Here is a 19,905-nt window from a genome sequence, read left to right on the forward strand (position 1 = left end):
GTTAAGGAGGGTTTAAAACAACTCGCTCTTAGAAGTGTGCCCTACAGAACAATTTGGAATGGCTGTCGGATTTCTGCCATCAAACTGTAATGCCAACGCCGCAACATCCGGATCCCGGAGTGAACATGGATAAGGATGGCAGGTTCGATGGCAAGCAGTGTGCACAGGCGCGAAGTGATTGGCTGGATGGGTGTCGGTGCCTTGGCACCGTTGCTCGGCGCCTGCTCCGCCTTTCCTGGGCAGCAGGGCGGCAGCGCCCACCTCGACCTGCTGTACGTGGCCGATACCCTTGATGCCCGCCAGCCTGGCCAGGCCGTGGTGCCGGCCACCCGCCTGGGGCCGGTCAGCCACCTGGGCCGTGCCCCATGGATGACCGGCAGCAGCGCCAGTATCGCCGACCCACGGCTGGCGCCACTGCTCGATGCCAGCCAGGCTGCATCTGCCCAACTGGGCGGCTATGCGGTGCTGGCGGCGTTGCTGGAGCAATTGCGCGGCGAGGCTGGGGCGGGCAACAGCCTGACCCTGGAAAACGGCCAAGGCTGGAATGGCAGCGGCCTGGCCTACCTGACTCAGGGCGAAAGCGGCTTGCAAGGCAGCCAGCTGCTGGGCATCGAAGCGCGGGTCAGCAGCGATGAGCGCGTGCTGTGGCCACAGCGCAGCCTGGCGCTCTATCGCCAGGCTACCGCCGTTACCCTGGGCGCCGGGCTGGCGGACACGCAACGTCAGGCTTTGGGCCTGGATGCCTTGCACTTCTTCGAACGTGGCGGCGCACGTATTGCCGTGGTCGGCGTGACCGACCCCTATGCCCAGGACCAGAAAGCCTCGCTTAAACAGTGGTATCAGTCGTTGCAGCCGGTATTCGAACAGGCCCGGCGCGAGGCCGACCTGGTGGTGGCCATGGCCGATGTCGGTACCGGGCCGGGCCTGTGGCTGGCCGAGCGGGTGCCACAGATCGACGTGCTGCTGTGCGCTCGTGGCCAGGACCTGTGGCCGGCGCCGGTCGAGGTGAGCCAGGCCAGCGGCCGCCGCGTACCGGTGCTGTTCGCCGGTTGTCGGGGCAGCGGCGCCTTCCGCCTGCGCTGCCAGCGCGTGGCCGGGCGGTGGCAGTTCGATGGGCGTTTCTATCCGGCCTTCGAGCAACAGCTGGCACCCGCCGCGCAGCAGCGTGTCGGGGCATTGCAGGCAGAACTGCGCCAGCAGCGTGCCGGCCACGCGGCCTGGCTCGATCAACCGCTGGCCCGCGCGCCCCAGGCGCTGTGGCGCCGAGACACCCGAGGCGGCAGCTGGGACCGCCTGCTGCATCAGGCCTTGGCCGCGGACAGCAGCATGCCGGTGCTGCTGCCGGGCCTGCGTTACGACTACCCGCTGCCCGCCGGGGCGGCCATTACCCGCGAACACTTGATCAGCCTTACCGGTGGCTACCCGGCACCGGTGGTCGAAGCGCCGGCCCGGCAGGTCGAGCAGGTTCTGGAAAACGCAGCGGAGCAACTGTTCGGCGACCCACTGCTGCTGGACAACAGCCAGGACCTGCCGCGCTGGCAGGGCCAGGCCTGGCGTGTCAGCTACAGCCCGCAAGGCAAGCGCATCAGTGGCCTGGAGCCGGTGCAGGGCCTGTGCCGCACCTTTGGCCTGCAATTCGAGACCCAGGCCGGCGAGCCACTGTGGCAACGGGTTGAAGCCTGGCTCGCGCGCCAGCCGAGCGACTGGCAACTGGCGCCGCTGCAACTGCCCGAAGTGCGCTACGTGCAGGGGCACCCGGGCTGGCACCCAAGGCAGCTGGCCTCGTGATGCTCGCCTCGCGCCTGCTCACGGGTGCTGGCCTGACCCTGGCCGGTTGGCTAGCCGCGCAGTGCGTGCTGCAACTGGGCCGCCAGCCGCAACCGGCCATTGCGCCTGCAGCTGCCGACAAACCGCTGCCGGGCTTGATGGTCGGCCACTGGCAGGTGCCCGTCGACGACGGTGCCATCACCATCACCCGCCTGCCGCTGCATTACCTCGGCGGCCTCAAGGCCCGGCCGCTGGCCTCCAGCGTGGTGGTGCTGCGCTTTGGCGAGCAGGTGCGCACCCTGGCCCGCGGCCAGCGCCTGGCGCCAGGGATAGTGCTGCAGGACATCGACAGCGATGGCCTGATTTTCAACAACCAGGGGCGGCGTGAACGCCTGCCCTGGCCGCCACGCCCCGCCGTGACCGGCTTCAAGCGGCAAGGATGAACGATGCCTGTCAGATAATTGCGTAGCGGCCGCGCTGAGCCTGGCGCTGTCCATGGCCTGTGCCGAAGAGCCGGTGTTCGACGACAACGGCACGCCGATGTACGAGGTGAACTTCGTCGACACCGACCTGGGCGAGTTCATCGACAGCGTGTCGCGCATCACCGGCACCACCTTCATCGTCGACCCCCGGGTCAAGGGCAAGGTCACCGTGCGCACCGTCGACCTGCATGACGCCGACGCGATCTACGATATTTTCCTGGCCCAGCTGCGCGCCCAGGGCTATGCCACGGTCGACCTGCCCAATGGCAGCGTGAAGATCGTTCCCGACCAGGCCGCTCGCCTGGAGCCTGTGCCGGTGGAGGCGGGAGGGCAGCAGGGGGAGGGCAGCGACAGCGTGGCTACTCGGGTATTCAACGTGCGCAACGCCGCCAGCGAGCAGGTGCTGGGCATTCTCAAGCCCCTGATCGACCCACGGGTCGGTGTGATCACACCTTATCCGGCGGCGCACCAGTTGGTGGTTACCGACTGGCGCAGCAACCTGGAACGTATCGACAGCTTGCTGCGTCAGCTCGACCGCCCCCAGGAGGCGCCAGGCAGTGGCAGTACCCAGGTCATCTACCTGCGCCATGCCAATGCCGGCGAAGTGGTCAAGGTGTTGCGCGGGCTCAGCCAGGAAGGCATGGCGCCCTCCGAAGGCGCGGGCGAAGGCGAGGGCAAGGACCGGCCCGTGGTGGCTGTTGCCGGAGGCTCGGGCATCCGCCTGGAATACGAAGAAGGCACCAATGCCGTGGTCATGGTCGGCCCCGACAGCGAGCTGGCCGCTTACCGCGCCATCGTCGAGCAGTTGGACATCCGCCGTGCCCAGGTTGTGGTCGAAGCGATCATCGCCGAGGTCTCCGACAGCAGCGCCCAGGAACTGGGCGTGCAGTGGTTGTTCGCCGACGAGAAGTTCGGTGCCGGCATCGTCAATTTCGGCAGCAACGGGGTGAACATCGCCAGCATCGCCGGGGCCGCTGCCAGTGGCGACAACGAGGCCCTCAGCGACCTGTTGTCCAGCACCACCGGCGCAATGGCGGGTATCGGCCATTTCGGTGGCGGTTTCAACTTCGCCATGCTGGTTAACGCGCTGAAGGGCAAGAGCGGCTTCAACCTGCTGTCCACACCCACCCTGCTGACCCTGGACAACGCCGAGGCGTCGATCTTGGTTGGCCAGGAAGTGCCCTTCGTCACCGGATCGGTGACGCAGAACAACGCCAACCCGTACCAGACCATCGAGCGCAAGGAAGTCGGGGTGAAGCTGCGCATCAAGCCGCAGATCAACATCGACAACAGCGTGCGCCTGGACATCGTCCAGGAAGTGTCGTCGATTGCCGACACCACGGCTGCCAGCGACGTGATCACCAACAAGCGCGAGATCAAGACCAAGGTCATGGTCGAGGACAACGGCTTGGTGATCCTCGGCGGCCTGATCAGCGACGAACTGAGCACCAGCGACCAGCGCGTACCGCTGCTAGGCGATATCCCTTACCTGGGCCGGCTGTTCCGCTCCGACGCCACGAAGAACACCAAGCAGAACCTGATGGTGTTCATTCGCCCGCGCATCCTGCGTGACGGGCCGAGCCTGGCCGGGCTCAGCGAAGCCAAGTACCGCACCTTGCAGCAGACCACGCCACTGCAGTTGCCTGACCTGGCTGAGGCGCAAGGCGCTACGCCACTGCTGCAGGTGTTCCCCTCCAGCCGTGCACGGCTGGAAGGTGGTAACTGGTGATGCTGCCTTATCGCCAGGCACGCCAGAGCGGGGTGGCCATGGCACCGGCGGAGCACGGCTGGCAGCTGTGGCTGCGGCCCGACGCCGACAGCGCCCAGTTGCAGGAACTGCTGCGTGTGCACGGTCAGCCCAGCCTGGTCGAATACCTGGAGCCTGCGCTGTTCGACGAACGCCTCGGCCAGCTGTACCAGGCCGGCGATGCTGCCACCGAGGCGCTGATCGAAGGCATCGGCGACCAGGTCGACCTGGACAGCCTGATGAGCGAAATGCCGCGCATCGAGGACCTGCTGGAAAGCGACGACGAAGCCCCGGTGATCCGCCTGATCAACGGTCTGTTCGGCCAGGCCCTGCGCCTGCGTGCTTCGGACATCCATATCGAAACCTTCGAGCAGAGCCTGGTGGTGCGCCTGCGGGTCGATGGTCACCTGCGCGAAGTGTTGCGCCCACCGCGCGCGCTGTCCGCCATGCTGGTGTCGCGGATCAAGGTCATGGCCCGTCTGGACATCGCCGAAAAGCGCCAGCCCCAGGATGGCCGTATCACCCTGCGCGCGGCGGGGCGCGAAGTGGATGTGCGGGTCTCGACCCTGCCCGGCATCCACGGCGAACGGGTGGTGATGCGCGTGCTCGACAAGCAGGCCAGCCTGCTGGCGCTGGGCAACCTGGGCATGCCGGCGGCGGTGCTGCACGGCCTGCGCAGTTGCCTGGCGCGGCCCAACGGCATCGTGCTGTCCACGGGGCCGACCGGTTCGGGCAAGACTACGACCTTGTATGCCAGCCTCAACAGCCTCAACGACGGCAGCCGCAACATCCTCACTGTCGAGGACCCGGTGGAATACGCTATCGCCGGCATCGGCCAGACCGCCATCAACCCGCGCGCCGGGCTGACCTTCGCCAGCGGCCTGCGCGCCATCCTGCGCCAGGACCCGGACGTGATCATGCTCGGCGAAATCCGCGATCAGGAGACCGCTCAGATCGCCGTACAGGCCAGCCTCACCGGCCACCTGGTGTTGTCCACCCTGCACACCAACAGTGCGGTGGGCGCGGTGACCCGCCTGCGCGATATGGGCATCGAACCGTTCCTGATCGCCTCGTGCCTGCGCGGCGTGCTGGCCCAGCGCCTGGTGCGGCGCTTGTGCAGTTGTGCCGTGGCGCACCCGCTGCAGCAGGCGGAACGCGACCTGTGGCCCGAACTGGCGGCGCTGGGCAGCAGCTACCACGCGGTGGGCTGCGAGCAGTGCCAGGGCAGCGGTTATGTCGGGCGCCTGGGCCTGTATGAATTCATCGAACTGGACGCCGGGCTGATCGGCCTTTTGTATGACGGTGCCAGTGAACTGGCCATGCAGGACTACCTGGGCGCACGTCGGCAGAGCCTGGTGGCGATGGCCAGCGACTGCCTGGCTCGTGGCGAGACCAGCCTGGCCGAAGTACTGCGCGTGGTGCAGGGCTGAGCCATGCCGACCTATCGCTACCAGGCCGTCGACCTCGCCGGCAAGCCCCACAAGGCCAGCTTGCAGGCCGACAGTGAACGTCATGCCCGTCAGTTGTTGCGTGAGCAGGGCCTGTTCGCCCGCCGCTTGCAGCGTCACGAAGCCGGCACCCGGCAACCCCGGCGCCAACGTCTGAGCCGCCCCCAGTTGTGCGAACTGACCCGCCAGCTGGCCACCCTGACCGGTGCCGGTATCCCGCTGGTCGACGCCCTGGCTACCCTGGAACGGCAACTGCGCCAGCCCGCCCTGCACGGTGTGCTGGTGGCCTTGCGCGGTTCGCTGGCCGAAGGCCTGGGCCTGGCGCGCAGCCTGGCGCGTCAGGGGGCACCGTTTACCGGCCTGTACTGCGCGCTGGTCGAGGCCGGCGAGCGGTCCGGGCGCCTGGCCCAGGTGCTGACCCGCCTTGCCGACCACCTGGAACAGGTGCAACGACAGCAGCACAAGGCACGTACCGCGCTGATCTACCCCACCGTGTTGATGGCGGTGTCACTTGCCGTGGTGGTCGGCCTGATGACCTTCGTCGTGCCCAAGCTCACCGAACAATTTGCCCACGCCGGGCAAAGCCTGCCGCTGATTACTTCGTTGCTGATCGGTCTCAGCCAGGGGCTGGTGCACGCCGGCCCCTGGCTGTTGGGGCTGGCGCTGTTACTTGGTGTGGTCGGTGGCTGGTTACTGCGCAAACCGCACTGGTGCCTGCGCCGTGACCAGGTGCTGCTACGCCTGCCGCGCATCGGCAGTTTGCTGCAGGTGCTGGAAAGCGCACGCCTGGCACGCAGCCTGGCGATCCTCAGCGGCAGCGGCGTGGCCCTGCTCGAAGCCCTGCAAGTGGCCACCGAAACCGTCGGCAACCGGCGCATCCGCCTGGCCATGGAGCAGGTGCGCCAGCAGGTGCAGGGCGGCACCAGCCTGCACCGCGCGCTGGATGCCAGCCAGCAATTCCCGCCGCTGCTGGTGAACATGGTCGGCAGCGGCGAGGCCAGCGGGACACTGGCCGACATGCTCGAGCGCGTGGCCGACGACCAGGAGCGCGGCTTCGCCCGCCAGGTCGATACCGCCATGGCGCTGTTCGAACCCCTGATGATCCTGGTGATGGGCGCCGTGGTGCTGTTCATCGTGCTGGCGGTGCTGCTGCCGATCATGCAACTCAACCAGGGCCTGCAACTGTGACGACAAGGAGTACTGCCATGCAGCATCGACGTAACCGCCAGCGCGGCTTCACCCTCATGGAAATCATGGTGGTGATCTTCATCATCGGTCTGCTGATCGCCGTGGTCGCGCCCAGCGTGCTGGGCAACCAGGACAAGGCCATGAAGCAAAAGGTGATGGCCGACCTGGCCACCCTGGAGCAGGCGCTGGACATGTACCGCCTGGACAACCTGCGCTTCCCCAGCAGCGAGCAGGGCCTGGCCGCGCTGGTGAAAAAGCCGGCACAGGAACCGCTGCCACGGGCCTGGCGCAGCGACGGCTACGTGCGCCGCCTGCCGGAAGACCCCTGGGGCACCCCGTATCAGTACCGCATGCCCGGCGAACATGGCCGGGTCGATGTATACTCGCTGGGCGCCGACGGGCAGCCGGGCGGTGAAGGCCAGGATGCCGACCTTGGTAACTGGGAGCTGTAACGGGTGCGCTGTCAGCGGGGCTTCAGCCTGATCGAGCTGCTGGTGGTGCTGGCCATTGCCGGGCTGATGACCGGGCTGGCGGTGGCCGGGTTGGGCAACGGCCAGGCCGGCGTCGACCAGGCCCTGCAGCGGCTGGCGGCAGAGACCCGTGGCCAGGCCGCACTGGCCCGGCATGCTGGGCAATTGCGCGGGCTGCGCTGGAATGGCCAGCGCCCGGAGTTTGTGCGCCGCGAGGGCGATGGCTGGGTAACCGAAGCGGTCGCGCTTGGCGACTGGCCCAAGGGCTTGCACCCGGACTGGCCAGCCAGCCCGCAGCCGCGCCTGTTGTTCACGCCGCATGGCTGGGCACAGCCGGGCAATGTGCGCTGGCGCTGGGGCGATGGCAGCCAGCAATGGGCGTGGGACCGTGATGGCCGCTTGCAGGTGGCGCCATGAAGCAGGGGCAGCGGGGTTTCACCTTGCTGGAAGTGACCGTGGCACTGGCGATTGCCGCTGTTCTGGCGGTTATCACCAGCCAGGTCCTGCGCCAGCGCTTGGCGGTGCAGCACAACCTGCAACAGCACCGCCTTGGCCTGCTGTGCGCTCGCGAACTGCAAACCCGCTTCGCCGTCGAGCAGTACTGGCCTGCCGAAAACCAGGTGGACGGTGAGCTGAGCCAGGGCGGCCAGCGCTGCCATTGGCAATTGCAGTTGCGCCGCACAGGTGTGCGCGACCTGCGCCGTGGCGAACTGCGACTGTTCGCCGACCGCGACCAGCGCCTGCCGCTAGGCCAGTACACCGTATTCCTGGAGCGCCCATGAGTTACAGAAATCGTGAAGCTTGTGCCGTCCCTGTGGGAGCGGGCATGCCCGCGAAGCAGGCGACTCGTTGGATGGCACCGGCTTCGCCGGTGTTCGCGGGCGCGCCCGCTCCCACAGGGAGGGCGTATACCCGCCAGCCCGGTATCCTGCCCACGAAACAGCGCCAGGCCGGCCTGCCCCTGGAGCGGTCATGAGTTACAGAGATCGTGATGCTTGCGCGGTCTCTGTGGGAGCGGGCATGCCCGCGAAGCAGGCGACTCGGTGTATGGCACCGGCTTCGCCGGTGTTCGCGGGCGCGCCCGCTCCCACAAAGAGGGCGCATACCCGTCAGCTCTGGACCCAGCCCAGCAAACACCGCCAGGCCGGCCTCACCCTGATCGAGTTGATGGTTGCCCTGGCCCTGACCGCCATCCTCGGCATCCTGCTCGCCGCCCTGGTCAACGGCTGGCTCAAGGTCCGCGAACGCCTGCAAGTCACCACCCAGCAAACCTCGGTACTGGACTTCTGCCTGGCCCTGGAGCGCCGCTTCGACAGCCCGGTGCTGCGCCGCGTCTACGACCAGCGCCTGCCGCTGGCCAGCCGCTGGCTGGACTGGCAACCCGCCAGCAACCAGTTGCAGTGGGTCGCCAGCACCGGCCTGCCGGAGGCTGAGGGCGGTTCGCGCCTGCAACGCCAGCGCCTGCGCTTCGAGGCCCGCGAGCAGCGCCTGCTGCTGGAAAGCTCGGCCGACCTGTACGCCGCCGCCGCTCCACGCTGGGTCCAGCGCGAGCGGCTCGACCGGGTCAGTGCCATGAATGTTCTGTATTACCAGGGCGGCCGCTGGCTGGCCTGGCCTTCCGACCAACCGGCGCACCCCGGCCGTGGCGTGCGTCTGGAACTGCAGCGTGACGGAGCACCCTATGTTTGCACCTTCGCCCTCCCGTGGGGGCGCTCATGAAGCTTGAATGGAAGCGGCGCACCCCGGCCCGATCGTGGCTGCTGCTGCGCCCGGGGCCGGTCTGGCACTGGGCGCTGGTTGAGGGCGGTTCTGTGCAAAGTGCAGGGCAGGGCGAGCCACCGGGCAACCTGCAGGCCCGTGTTGCGCTGATCCTGCCTGGCGAAGCCTGCAGCCATTTCCATGTGCCGGCTCCGCCCGGGCTCAAGCGCGAGGAGTGGCCGCTGCTGCTCGAAGACCGCTTGTTGCAGGCCACCGGCGAAGTGGCTTGCGCTTGCCTGGCCCGTGAACCCGGGCACCTTCGCCTGTTGGTGGTGGCCCGTGAGCAGCTGGACGCGTGGCGTGAGCAATGTGTTGCATGGGGTTTGCAGGTGGAGCGTTGCTGGGCAGAGTTGCAGTTACTGCCAACGCCGGAGGTAGGCAGCACCTGGAACTGGCAGCGTGCTACCGACCTGTCCTTGTACAAGGGGGTAACCGAGGACGGCCAGGAGCACTGGTTGGCTTGGCCGGTTGCGCTGGGTAGTGTGCCGCAGCAACCCTGGGCATCACTGCAAAAGCTGCCGTCTAGCGGCGACTGGCCAAGTACCTTGGCACCACTCGACTCAGTGCCTGGCCTGTTCGAGCGCACCCGCAAAATGCGCTCGATGCCGGTATTGTCCCGCCAGCATCAGCGTCTGTTTGCCGCTTGCCTGCTACTGGCGGCAGTTTGGGGTGGCCTATGGTTGACCCAGCAATGGCGCCAGGCGCAACTCTGGCGCAGCCAGGTCATCGCCGTGACCGGCGAACAGAGCAGCCCCCGGCATGCCGCGCAGGCCCTCAAGCGCCTGCGTGAAAACGAACTGCAACAGCAACTGCGCACGCGTCAGCTGGAGGACCTGCAAACCCGCTTGCAGGCTTGGCTGCGTAACAATTCCGGCTGGCGCCTGCAAGCGGTGCGCTTCGATGGCCAGCGGTGGCACTTGCGCCTGGAGGGGGAGGGCAGTACGCCGCCATGGCAGGACATGGCGGCTGCAGCAGGCGCCACTGTGCAGGTTCAAGCTGCCCAAGTGATCTTCGACCTGGGGGCCGCCTCATGAACCTCGATTGGCTACAGCGTCATCGCCTGATGTTCGCTTGGGCACTGATTGCCCTGTTGCTGGGCTTCCTGGCCCTGCGTACAGGCATTGCTCAGTGGCGTGAGCTAAGCCAGTGGCGCGGGCTGGCCGAACAGGCCGCCAGCCTGCAAGGCGGCCCGGGGTTGAACCTGGAGCGGCTACGCCAGTCGGCCCAGGCGCGACAGATTGAACTGGCCGAGGTCGATGCGCAGGGCAAGGTCTGGCAGTTGCATGGGCAGGTGGCCGACGAGCGAGTGCTGCAAGGCTGGTTGCAAAGCCTGCGTGCAGAAGGTGCACAGCTATTGCAATGGGGGCTGGAGCAGGATGGCAAGGGCCTGCGCTTCAACCTGGTGATGCAGCCATGAGCCGCAAGGGCATGGCGTGGGTTGTGTTGGTGTTCGTGGTGTCGGTATTGGTTGAGCTTCCGGCCAATTGGGTGGTGCGTGCGTTCGGCCTGCCAATGCGGGACGCCAGTGGCAGCCTGTGGCAAGGCCAGGCTCGACAGTTGGGCCCGGTCGGGCCTTTGCACTGGACGGTGCAGCCTTGGCGCTTGCAGGCGAACGCCCAGCTGGGCTTCCAGGGCCAGGCCTGGCAGTTGCGTGCCGAAGGCTGGCCTTGGCGCTGGCGGGCTGAGGCATCAGCGGTAGGCGCCCAGACGACAGCGCTGAGCGATTACCGTCTTGCGGGTCAGTGGCAGGGGACATTGCGGCTTCAGGGGGCTGGGCGCCAATGCCACGCCAGCGAAGGCCGCGTCACGGTGACCGACCTTGCCCTGAGCGAACCATGGTCACTGGGGTTGGGGCATGGCTGGCTGGAGTTGGACTGCCGCGGCGGCTGGCGCTTGCGAGGGCAGTTGGCACAGCAGCGGCAGCATCAGGTGGCAGTGGATGCTGATTTGCTCGCACGACGGGCGCAGGTAGTGTTTGAGTTGCAGCCTGAGGCGGAGTTGACGCCTTTGCTGCGCGGCGCACAGTGGCTTGGGCCGCAGGCTTTAACAGGGCGACGGGAGCTGCGCTGGTAGATCCGTCTACCAACAACAAGCTTGTTGTAACAGGTACTGCGTTTGCCTATTGGGCAGCAGCAATATTGCTGCTGCCGACCTTTTCCTACAGAACCTTCTGTTTTTGGTCTCGGGTGAATGAATTCACCCTGGTCCGTCGCGGTAGACTTGAATTATTGCTCTGGTCCACTCAGAGTTTGACCCTACGGGCAGCTGTCCATGTGCCCTGATATTTGCAATTGAGGATGATCCATGCCGACACGCCGTCCTGTCCCTCCCTTCGACCCCGCTACCGAGTTGGCGCAGTTGCACGCCGACGTAGCAGCTTTCCATGCAGAAATGCGCCAGACGGTGCGTGCCAACCCGATAAAACTTTGGTTGCCGTTCACCCTTGGGGCTGGGTTGGCGCTGATGGTGTTTGCTTTGGTCACCCTCTTGCCACGCCTGAGCTAATTGCCCTCAACGCCTACGCGCTGCCGGGCCTGCAATAGCTTTCTGTTACGCCCTCAAGGCCGAATCTCGATCAACGTCCCATCCCGCACCAGGTCCCACACTTCCTGCATGTCGCGGTTACGCATGGCAATACAGCCATCCGTCCAGTCCAGGGTATGGAAGTACCACTCCGGGTACTCGTCGTTGATTGGCGTGCCATGGATCATGATCATGCTGCCGGCGCTCACCCCTTCACGGGTGGCACGGGCAGCATCGTTGATGTTCGGGTAGTTGATGTGCATGGCCAGGTTGAAACGGTCGCTCTGCTTGCGCCAGTCCAGCCAGTACAGGCCCTCGGGGGTTTTCTTGTCGCCTTCGCGCTCCTTGGCGCCCTTTGGCTGTTTGCCCAGCGAGATGCGGTAGGTTTTCAGCGGTTCGCCGCGGCTGATCAGCTGCAGGCGGCGTTCGGACTTGATGACCAGCACCTTGTCGATCAGCGGCTGCATGGCCTGCTGCGAAGGCGAGGGTGTTTGCACTGCCGGCTGGGGCTTGCGGATGATGGTCTCGGTGAAGGCCGCCTGGGACACCGAGGTAACGCAAAGGCAGAAAAGGGCAAACAACCAGCGCATGTAACGGTATCCCTGAAAGCTTCTAGGTAGTGGTAGTGACGTTCATCGGCGGCAGGTACTCATGGCCTATGGGGTAGTGCTGCCCGATGCGGTCGTGATAGTAGCATTCTAGTGTGCGAGTGACGGTGCGGAAAGCCAGCTCGCCCCACGGTATCTCATGTTCTTCGAACAGCCGCACCTCCAGGCTTTCGACGCCGACAGCGAAATCAAGGTCTGCCAGCTCGGCGCGGAAGAACACATGCACCTGGTTGATGTGCGGCAGGTCGAATAGCTGGTACAGGCTCATGCTGCCAACCCGGGCGCAGGCTTCCTCGACGGTTTCGCGACGGGCGGCCTGGTCGAGGGTTTCGCCGTTTTCCATGAAGCCGGCAGGCAAGGTCCAGAAACCGCGGCGTGGCTCGATGGCGCGCCGGCACAGCAGCACCTGGCTGCCCCAGGTCGGCAATACGCCGGCGACGATGTTGGGGTTCTGGTAATGGACGATCCGGCAAGAGCCGCAGACATACCGCAAGCGGCTGTCACCCTCGGGGATCTGCTGAGTGACCGGCTGGCCGCAGGCGCTGCAGTATTTCATGTAGGGTTCCCTTTGCTCAGGTTTATCTTGGCGCGACAGTCGGTTTGCCGCAAGCGCACAGGGCTTGGGTGCTTCGCACCTTTGGTGCATCATGCAAGGCAGGCCTTGGATACGAGCGTGCGCAATGCTGGACGAGCTACTTCGCCGAATGAGCAAACACCAACCCGCATCACTGGAAACCGACCGACGGTTCCCCGAAGCGGCGGTACTTTTGCCCATTACCCGCAGCGAAGCGCCCGAACTGGTCCTGACCTTGCGCGCCAAGGGCCTGTCCACCCATGGCGGCGAAGTGGCCTTTCCTGGCGGCCGCCGCGACCCGGAAGACCCGGACCTGGTGTTCACCGCCCTGCGCGAAGCCGAAGAAGAAATCGGCCTGCCGCCAGGCCTGGTGGAAGTGATCGGCCCGCTCAGCCCGTTGATTTCGCTGCATGGCCTGAAAGTGACGCCATTCGTCGGGCTTATCCCCGATTTTGTCGAATACCGCGCCAATGATGCCGAGATCGCGGCAGTATTCACCGTGCCGCTGGAGTTCTTCCGCCAGGACCCGCGCGACCATACCCACCGTATCGATTACCAGGGGCGCAGCTGGTACGTCCCTAGCTATCGGTATGGCGAATACAAGATCTGGGGGTTGTCGGCGATCATGATCGTCGAACTGGTCAATCTGTTGTTCGATGCCGGCATCAGCCTGCACCAGCCCCCGGAGCGTTACATCGAAAACTGAGCGGGGCCACCCCGTCGTCTGCATTGCAGCCTGAGGAGCAAGCATGAAATACCGCCTGGGTGACCTGCGGGTCGAGAGCCACCCCACCAGTTGGGCCGCACCCAACGCGACGCTGATCGGCAATGTGCGCCTGCAGGCCAATGCCAGCGTGTGGTTTGGCGCGGTGCTGCGCGGGGACAACGAGCTGATCGACATTGGCGAGGGCAGCAACGTTCAGGATGGCACGGTGATGCACACCGACATGGGCTCGCCGCTGACCTTGGGCAAGGGAGTGACCGTTGGTCACAACGCCATGCTGCATGGCTGCACGGTGGGCGACTACAGCCTGGTTGGTATCAACGCGGTCATCCTCAATGGCGCACGCATCGGCAAGCACTGCATCATCGGCGCCAATGCGCTGATTGCAGAAGGCAAGGAGATCCCCGACGGTTCGCTGGTAATGGGCTCGCCGGGCAAGGTGGTGCGCGAGCTGACCGAGCAGCAGAAACGCATGCTTGAAGCCAGCGCCGCGCACTATGTGCATAATGCCCAGCGATATGCCCAGGAGCTGGTGGTTGACGATGAGTGATGTGGTAGAGCGTCCGGTGGCCTCGCCGTGCGTGAGCATTTGTGCGCTGGACGAGCAGGATATCTGCACCGGCTGCCAGCGAACCGTGGCCGAGATCGGCCGCTGGGGGCGGATGGACAATGACGAGCGCCGGGCGGTGCTCAAGCGCTGCCATGAACGGGCAGTGGCTGCCGGCCTCATCCTCCAGGCCTGACGCATTCCCTGTGGGAGCGGGCGTGCCCGCGAAGCAGCCACTGCGCTCCATGGCACCGGCTTTGCCGGTGTTCGCGGGCACGCCCGCTCCCACAGGTACAGCGACAGCCCCCGAAGCGGGTTTACCCGCGAACGGCCCAGCGGTAATCTGTGCCGCTTGCTCAAAGACAGCCCGCCATGTTCTATCTGATTGCCTACATCAGCAGCGTAGTGCTGATCAACTACGCCTTCTCCAGCGCGCCACACCTGGACATCATCTGGTCCGCCTGGGGCGGCCTGGTGTTCATCCTGCGCGACATGGTGCAGACCCGCTTCGGCCATGGCGCCCTGGTCGCCATGCTGGTGGCGCTGGTGCTGTCCTATGTCACCTCGGAACCGGCTATCGCCCTGGCGAGTGCCACTGCGTTCTTCATTTCCGAGCTGATCGACTGGCTGGTGTTCAGCATCACCCGTCGACCGCTGCGCGATCGGCTGTGGCTGAGTTCGGCGCTTAGCATCCCGGTAGACACCTTCATCTTCTTCGGCATGATCGGTGCCCTGACCCCGGCCGTGATCGGCACCGCCATGGCTTCGAAATTCGCCGGTGTCACCGCCGTGTGGCTGGCCATGGCATTTCGCGCCCGGCGGGCCGCCGTAGCGGGTTGATGGTGTAGAATAGCGGTCCTTTTTCAGCGGGCGGCGCCAAGCCTGGTGCGGCCCCGGACGCCTTCGAGGACCTGAAATGACCCGTATCGGAACCCCCTTGTCGCCCACCGCGACCCGTGTACTGCTCTGCGGCTGTGGCGAGCTGGGCAAGGAAGTGGTGATCGAGCTGCAGCGCCTGGGCGTCGAAGTGATCGCCGTCGACCGTTACGCCAATGCCCCGGCAATGCAGGTGGCGCACCGCAGCCACGTGGTCAACATGCTCGATGGCGTAGCCCTGCGCGCCGTGATCGAGGCCGAGAAGCCGCACTACATCGTCCCTGAAATCGAAGCCATCGCCACCGCCACCCTGGTCGAGCTGGAAAACGAAGGTTTCAACGTGGTGCCGACCGCCCGCGCCACCCAGCTGACCATGAACCGTGAAGGCATCCGCCGCCTGGCCGCCGAAGAGCTGGAGCTGCCAACCTCGCCGTACCACTTTGCCGACACCTTTGAGGACTTCGCCAAGGGCGTGGCCGACGTCGGTTACCCGTGCGTGGTCAAGCCAGTAATGAGCTCGTCGGGCAAAGGCCAGAGCCTGCTGCGCAGCGATGCCGACCTGCAGAAGGCATGGGACTACGCCCAGGAAGGCGGCCGCGCCGGCAAGGGCCGGGTGATCGTCGAGGGCTTTATCGACTTCGAATACGAAATTACCCTGCTGACCGTGCGCCACGTTGGCGGCACCACCTTCCTTGAGCCGGTCGGCCACCGCCAGGAGAAAGGCGATTACCAGGAATCCTGGCAGCCGCAGGCCATGAGCGCGAAGGCCCTGGCCGAATCGCAGCGCGTGGCCAAGGCAGTCACCGATGCCCTGGGCGGTCGCGGCCTGTTTGGTGTTGAGCTGTTCGTGAAGGGCGACCAGGTGTGGTTCAGCGAAGTCTCGCCACGCCCGCATGACACCGGCCTGGTGACCCTGATTTCCCAGGACCTGTCGCAGTTTGCCCTGCATGCCCGCGCCATTCTCGGCCTGCCGATTCCGGCGGTGCGCCAGTTCGGCCCGTCGGCTTCGGCGGTGATCTTGCCAGAGGGGCAGTCGCAGCAGACCAGCTTTGCCAACCTGGGCGCGGCGCTGAGCGAGCCGGATACCGCCATTCGCCTGTTCGGCAAGCCGGAAATCAACGGTACCCGTCGCATGGGCGTGTGCCTGGCACGTGACGAGTCGGTCGAAGCGGCGCGGGCCAAGGCGACCCGTGCATCGCAGGCGGTCAAGGTCGAGTTCTGATCCGATCGGGGCTGCGTTGCAGCCCTTCGCGGGCACGCCCGCTCCCACAGGTTTCGGCGCTACCCCTGTGGGAGCGGGCGTGCCCGCGAAGGGCCGCAACGCGGCCCCCATTACTTTACAGCTGCGTATTGCGGGTCTCTTTCAGGCACAGCACGGCAATCAGGCTGATCACCGCCGCCGCCGACACATAACCCCCTACCCAGCTCAACCCACCCATGCTCACCAGCTTCTGGGCAAAGAACGGTGCCGCCGAGGCGCCGACGATGCCACCCAGGTTATACGCCGCCGAAGCGCCGGTGTAACGCACGTGGGTCGGGAACAGTTCAGGCAGCAAGGCCCCCATCGGCGCAAAGGTCACGCCCATCAGGAACAGCTCGATGGCCAGGAACAACGCCACCCCTGCAGTCGACCCCGAAGTCAGCAGCGGCTCCATGGTAAAGCCTGATGCCACCGCCAGCAGGCCGCCGACGATCAGCACCGGTTTGCGCCCGTAGCGGTCGCTGAGCCAGGCCGACAGGGGGGTGGCCAGGGCCATGAACACCACCGCGAAGCACAGCAGGCCCAGGAACGTTTCGCGGCTATAGCCCAGCGTGGTCACGCCGTAGCTCAGCGAGAACACTGTGGAGATGTAGAACAGCGCGTAGCACACCACCATCGCCGCTGCGCCCAGCAGGGTAGGCAGCCAGTATCTGGAAAACAGGTCGACCACCGGCATTTTCACCCGCTCGTGGCGGGCGACGGCCTTGGCGAATACCGGGCTTTCTTCCAGCTTCAGGCGTACATACAGGCCCACCAGTACCAGCGCGGCGCTGAGCAGGAACGGTATGCGCCAGCCCCACTCGCGGAACTGCTCGTCGCTGAGCACCAAGGCAAGGGTCAGGAACAGGCCGTTGGCGGCCAGGAAGCCGATCGACGGGCCCAGCTGCGGGAACATGCCGAACCAGGCGCGCTTGCCTTCCGGCGCGTTCTCGGTGGCCAGCAAAGCCGCGCCACCCCATTCGCCTCCCAGGCCCAGGCCTTGGCCAAAGCGCAACAGGCAGAGGATGATCGGCGCCCATACGCCAATGCTGTCGTAGCCCGGCAGCACGCCGATGGCGGTGGTGGACACGCCCATCAGCAGCAGCGAGGCGACCAGGGTCGACTTGCGGCCGATACGGTCGCCAAAGTGGCCGAACAGCGCCGAGCCCAGCGGGCGGGCAAGAAAGGCGATGCCGAAGGTGAGGAAGGCCGCCAGCATCTGCGCGGTGCCCGACCCGGACGGGAAGAACACCGGGCCGATCACCAGGGCAGCGGCGGTGGCATAGACGTAGAAATCGTAGAACTCGATGGCGGTGCCGATGAAGCTGGCGGTGGCTACCCGCGCGGGCGAGTTGACCGGCGCGGCAGGCGCTTCGGCATAGGTGCTGCTGGTTGTCATTAAGTAGGTCCCTAACAGTCTGGTCCGGCTCCATGGGCGTGCGAGGCAATAAGGCAAGCACCGCTGCGTGGACGCGGGAGCGTTTTGTTATTGTGCGCGCCCGACTGACGATAGCCCAAGGGGGATAGGGGCGGGGCGGGCGCTGTTCGGGGTGTTGAAGCAGGACCGCAGGGCGTGTCAGTGGAGCGGACTGGCCGTGGAGCGCCGGGTGCGGGTAGCAGGCGGGACGGCGGGGCTGGGTAAGCGTAACCCGAGTATAGCTATCGGGTCACGGTCCACACCAGTACCTTGCTGGCACAATTGTCCTCTGTTTCGAGGATTTCCAGGCGATAGCGGCCGATCTTCAGGCAAACAGCGCTTTCCGGGATGCTTTCCAGCGCTTCGGTGACCAGCCCGTTGAGGGTTTTCGGCCCGCCGTCGCAGGGCAGGTGCCAGCCCAGGGTGCGGTTGATTTCGCGCAGCGAAGCGGTGCCGTCGATGACGAAGGTGCCATCGGGCTGCGGGTGCACGTGGGGGTTGTCCAGGCTCTGTTCATCCTCGAACTCGCCAACGATCTCTTCGAGGATGTCTTCCAGGGTTACGATGCCCAGCACTTCGCCGTACTCGTCCACCACCACGCCCAGGCGGCGCTGCTGCTTGTGGAAGTTCAGCAGCTGCATTTGCAGGGGGGTGCTCTCAGGCACGAAATAAGGCTCGTAGCAGGCGCCGAGCAGCGTTTCCAGGGTGAGTTCGGCCTTGGGCAGCAGGTGGCTGATCAGCTTGGTGTTGAGGATCGCTTCAACCTGGTTGATGTCGCTGTGGTACACCGGCAGACGGGTGTGGCGGCTGACGATCAGTTGCTCGATGATGCGCTCGACAGGCTCGTCGAGGCTGATGCCGTCCACTTCGTTGCGCGGTACCAGGATGTCGTTGACGGTCATCTTGTTCAGTGACTGCAGGCCGTCCAGCAAGCCGTGGCGCGGTGCTTCGTGCTCCTCGTCCTCGTCGAACTCGTCGGCTTCCTGCGGGTGCAGGGCCACGGCCGTGGGTTGCACGCGGAACGGCCGCAGGATCAGCTTGGCGATGCCATCCAGCAAGCAGGCCAGCGGTTGCAGCAGGGCGAGGGGGACTTTCAGCAGGCTGGCGCCGAGGCTGGCGAACGCCTGCGGATTGCGCCGGGCCAGGCGCCGCGGCAGGTATTCGGCAAACACCAGCAGGACCAGGGTGGCGGCCAAGCCGGCCAGCCAGAAGCCGTGCTCGCCACTATGGCGCTGGCCGACCAGGCATGCCAGGCCCAGCACCAGCAACTTGCCCAGGCTGGCGCACAGCACCAGGGCCTGGGCCGGCAATACAGGCTGGCCGTCCTCGCCGGCGCGCAACGCGCCATTGAGTTGCAGGCGGGCGGCATCCACCGCGGTGAACAGCGCTGACCACAACAGCGCCAATGCCAGGGTGCCGAATAGCGGTGCGTACGGCAGGGTATCCATGGGTGGCCGTCAGATATGCAGGATGAATTCGCGAACCAGCTTGCTGCCGAAATAGGCCAGCATCAGCAGGCAGAAACCGGCCAGCGTCCAGCGGATGGCCTTGTGGCCACGCCAGCCCAGGCGGCTGCGGCCCCACAGCAGCACGCTGAACACCACCCAGGCGACACAGGCCAGCAGGGTTTTGTGTACCAGATGCTGGGCAAACAAGTTGTCGAGGAACAGCCAGCCGGAGATCAGCGACAGCGACAGCAGGCACCAGCCGGCCCAGAGGAAGCCGAACAACAGGCTTTCCATGGTTTGCAGCGGCGGGAAGTTGCGAATCAGCCCGGACGGGTGCTTGTTCTTCAGCTGGCGGTCCTGCAGCAGCAACAGCAGTGCCTGGAACACCGCGATGGTGAACAGCCCGTAGGCCAGGATCGACAGCAGGATATGCGCGAGGATGCCCGGCTCTTCGTTTACCAGCGGCACTGTGCCGGGGGGCGCGAACTGGGCCAGCAGCGCGGTCACCGCGCCCAGCGGGAACAGCAGCACCAGCAGGTTTTCCACGGGTATGCGCAAGCAGGCCAGCAGGGTCAGGGCGATGACGGCCACGGCGATCAGGCTGGCGGCACTGAAGAAGTCCAGGCTCAGGCCCAGCGGGGTGATCAGCTGGAAGAACAGCGCACCGGCCTGGGCGAGCACCGCGAAGGCACCCAGCAGGGCAAGCAAGCGCTTGTCGGCCTTGCGGTTCTGGGCAAGATAAGAGCCCTGGTAGATGGCCGCGGCTATATATAGGCCGGCGGCGATCAGGTTGGGGATGAGGCTGGGTGAGGAGAACATAAGTCCTGGTTGGCGAGCCTTAAAGAGACGGAGTTTGGCATAGATCGCGCTGGTCTAGGAAGACTGGCAGACCGCGGGCGGCATTCGCGAAAGGTGGTGCAGACCCTGTGGGAGCGGGTTCACCCGCGAAGAGGCCGGCACAGCCACCGAATATCTACCAGGCCGCCAGCAAGGTGTGCGCCGCCGCCGCACTTCGCTATAATCGCCGCCTTGCTGTGCCTGGCGGGTATGCATTCCCGCTGGGCGCCTGACAAACCTCGGCTTTTACT

Annotated in this window: 23 protein-coding genes; 18 read left to right on the forward strand and 5 right to left on the reverse strand. The window is 65.7% G+C overall.

What is annotated here, in order from left to right; all coding sequences use genetic code 11:
• Positions 1-147: 147 nt before the first annotated feature.
• The 13 genes from QIY50_16050 to QIY50_16110 all read left to right on the forward strand — a co-directional run bounded on the left by QIY50_16050 (position 148) and on the right by QIY50_16110 (position 11,365).
• The gene (locus QIY50_16050; GenBank protein WGV18942.1) at positions 148-1,788 is read left to right on the forward strand and encodes a lipoprotein UxpA; all 1,641 of its coding nucleotides are present in this window, start codon (positions 148-150) and stop codon (positions 1,786-1,788) included.
• On the forward strand, positions 1,785-2,210 hold the full coding sequence (locus QIY50_16055) for a pilus assembly protein PilZ (protein WGV18943.1): 426 nt from the start codon (positions 1,785-1,787) through the stop codon (positions 2,208-2,210). Before QIY50_16050 ends, QIY50_16055 begins: the two co-directional genes overlap by 4 nt.
• A 52-nt stretch (positions 2,211-2,262) precedes the next feature.
• On the forward strand, positions 2,263-3,978 hold the full coding sequence (gene gspD, locus QIY50_16060) for a type II secretion system secretin GspD (protein WGV18944.1): 1,716 nt from the start codon (positions 2,263-2,265) through the stop codon (positions 3,976-3,978).
• Complete coding sequence (locus tag QIY50_16065) at positions 3,978-5,426, forward strand: ATPase, T2SS/T4P/T4SS family (GenBank protein ID WGV23069.1); 1,449 nt, start codon at positions 3,978-3,980, stop codon at positions 5,424-5,426. The genes gspD and QIY50_16065 overlap by 1 nt, the downstream gene beginning before the upstream one ends.
• Before the next feature lie 3 nt (positions 5,427-5,429).
• The gene (gene gspF, locus QIY50_16070; protein WGV18945.1) at positions 5,430-6,632 is read left to right on the forward strand and encodes a type II secretion system inner membrane protein GspF; all 1,203 of its coding nucleotides are present in this window, start codon (positions 5,430-5,432) and stop codon (positions 6,630-6,632) included.
• A gap of 17 nt (positions 6,633-6,649) precedes the next feature.
• Positions 6,650-7,084, forward strand: a complete 435-nt coding sequence (gene gspG, locus QIY50_16075) for a type II secretion system major pseudopilin GspG (protein ID WGV18946.1) — start codon at positions 6,650-6,652, stop codon at positions 7,082-7,084.
• Between the two features lie 3 nt (positions 7,085-7,087).
• A complete protein-coding gene (gspH, locus tag QIY50_16080; protein ID WGV18947.1) occupies positions 7,088-7,519 on the forward strand; it encodes a type II secretion system minor pseudopilin GspH in 432 nt (143 codons plus the stop codon).
• Positions 7,516-7,884: a type II secretion system protein GspI gene (locus QIY50_16085; GenBank protein WGV18948.1), complete on the forward strand. Its 369-nt coding sequence runs from the start codon at positions 7,516-7,518 to the stop codon at positions 7,882-7,884. Before gspH ends, QIY50_16085 begins: the two co-directional genes overlap by 4 nt.
• Positions 7,885-8,269: 385 nt before the next feature.
• Complete coding sequence (locus tag QIY50_16090) at positions 8,270-8,821, forward strand: type II secretion pathway protein XcpW (protein WGV23070.1); 552 nt, start codon at positions 8,270-8,272, stop codon at positions 8,819-8,821.
• Positions 8,818-9,894: a GspL/Epsl periplasmic domain-containing protein gene (locus QIY50_16095; protein ID WGV18949.1), complete on the forward strand. Its 1,077-nt coding sequence runs from the start codon at positions 8,818-8,820 to the stop codon at positions 9,892-9,894. The genes QIY50_16090 and QIY50_16095 overlap by 4 nt, the downstream gene beginning before the upstream one ends.
• A complete protein-coding gene (gene gspM / locus QIY50_16100) occupies positions 9,891-10,277 on the forward strand; it encodes a type II secretion system protein GspM (protein ID WGV18950.1) in 387 nt (128 codons plus the stop codon). The genes QIY50_16095 and gspM overlap by 4 nt, the downstream gene beginning before the upstream one ends.
• On the forward strand, positions 10,274-10,933 hold the full coding sequence (locus QIY50_16105) for a general secretion pathway protein GspN (GenBank protein WGV18951.1): 660 nt from the start codon (positions 10,274-10,276) through the stop codon (positions 10,931-10,933). The genes gspM and QIY50_16105 overlap by 4 nt, the downstream gene beginning before the upstream one ends.
• Before the next feature lie 231 nt (positions 10,934-11,164).
• Positions 11,165-11,365, forward strand: a complete 201-nt coding sequence (locus QIY50_16110; protein ID WGV18952.1) for a hypothetical protein — start codon at positions 11,165-11,167, stop codon at positions 11,363-11,365.
• Positions 11,366-11,418: 53 nt separating this feature from the next.
• Here QIY50_16110 and QIY50_16115 read toward each other — a convergent pair whose 3' ends face one another.
• Positions 11,419-11,973 carry a L,D-transpeptidase family protein gene (locus QIY50_16115; GenBank protein ID WGV18953.1) on the reverse strand — a complete coding sequence of 185 codons (555 nt, stop codon included), beginning with the start codon at positions 11,971-11,973 and terminating at the stop codon, positions 11,419-11,421.
• A 22-nt stretch (positions 11,974-11,995) separates the two neighbouring features.
• Positions 11,996-12,547, reverse strand: a complete 552-nt coding sequence (locus tag QIY50_16120; GenBank protein ID WGV18954.1) for an NUDIX hydrolase — start codon at positions 12,545-12,547, stop codon at positions 11,996-11,998.
• 124 nt (positions 12,548-12,671) lie between these two features.
• Here QIY50_16120 and QIY50_16125 point away from each other — a divergent pair, with 124 nt between their 5' ends.
• The 5 genes from QIY50_16125 to purT all read left to right on the forward strand — a co-directional run bounded on the left by QIY50_16125 (position 12,672) and on the right by purT (position 15,934).
• Positions 12,672-13,271: a CoA pyrophosphatase gene (locus QIY50_16125; protein ID WGV18955.1), complete on the forward strand. Its 600-nt coding sequence runs from the start codon at positions 12,672-12,674 to the stop codon at positions 13,269-13,271.
• Between the two features lie 43 nt (positions 13,272-13,314).
• Positions 13,315-13,839: a gamma carbonic anhydrase family protein gene (locus QIY50_16130; protein WGV18956.1), complete on the forward strand. Its 525-nt coding sequence runs from the start codon at positions 13,315-13,317 to the stop codon at positions 13,837-13,839.
• 1 nt (position 13,840) lies between these two features.
• The gene (locus QIY50_16135; GenBank protein ID WGV23071.1) at positions 13,841-14,032 is read left to right on the forward strand and encodes a DUF1289 domain-containing protein; all 192 of its coding nucleotides are present in this window, start codon (positions 13,841-13,843) and stop codon (positions 14,030-14,032) included.
• 176 nt (positions 14,033-14,208) lie between these two features.
• A complete protein-coding gene (locus QIY50_16140) occupies positions 14,209-14,676 on the forward strand; it encodes a VUT family protein (protein WGV18957.1) in 468 nt (155 codons plus the stop codon).
• Positions 14,677-14,752: 76 nt separating this feature from the next.
• Positions 14,753-15,934 (forward strand): formate-dependent phosphoribosylglycinamide formyltransferase, encoded by a 1,182-nt coding sequence (purT, locus tag QIY50_16145; protein WGV18958.1) that lies wholly within the window; start codon positions 14,753-14,755, stop codon positions 15,932-15,934.
• 115 nt (positions 15,935-16,049) lie between these two features.
• On the opposite strand, the gene QIY50_16150 is transcribed toward purT, so the two are convergent.
• The 3 genes from QIY50_16150 to QIY50_16160 form a co-directional block, all read right to left on the reverse strand.
• Positions 16,050-17,351, reverse strand: coding sequence for an MFS transporter (locus QIY50_16150; GenBank protein ID WGV18959.1), 1,302 nt, complete (start codon positions 17,349-17,351; stop codon positions 16,050-16,052).
• A 260-nt stretch (positions 17,352-17,611) separates the two neighbouring features.
• The gene (locus QIY50_16155) at positions 17,612-18,817 is read right to left on the reverse strand and encodes a transporter associated domain-containing protein (GenBank protein WGV18960.1); all 1,206 of its coding nucleotides are present in this window, start codon (positions 18,815-18,817) and stop codon (positions 17,612-17,614) included.
• A 9-nt stretch (positions 18,818-18,826) separates the two neighbouring features.
• Positions 18,827-19,636, reverse strand: coding sequence for an inner membrane protein YpjD (locus QIY50_16160; protein ID WGV18961.1), 810 nt, complete (start codon positions 19,634-19,636; stop codon positions 18,827-18,829).
• Positions 19,637-19,905: the final 269 nt, after the last annotated feature.

The organism is Pseudomonas putida, assembly GCA_029953615.1.
GTDB lineage: Bacteria > Pseudomonadota > Gammaproteobacteria > Pseudomonadales > Pseudomonadaceae > Aquipseudomonas.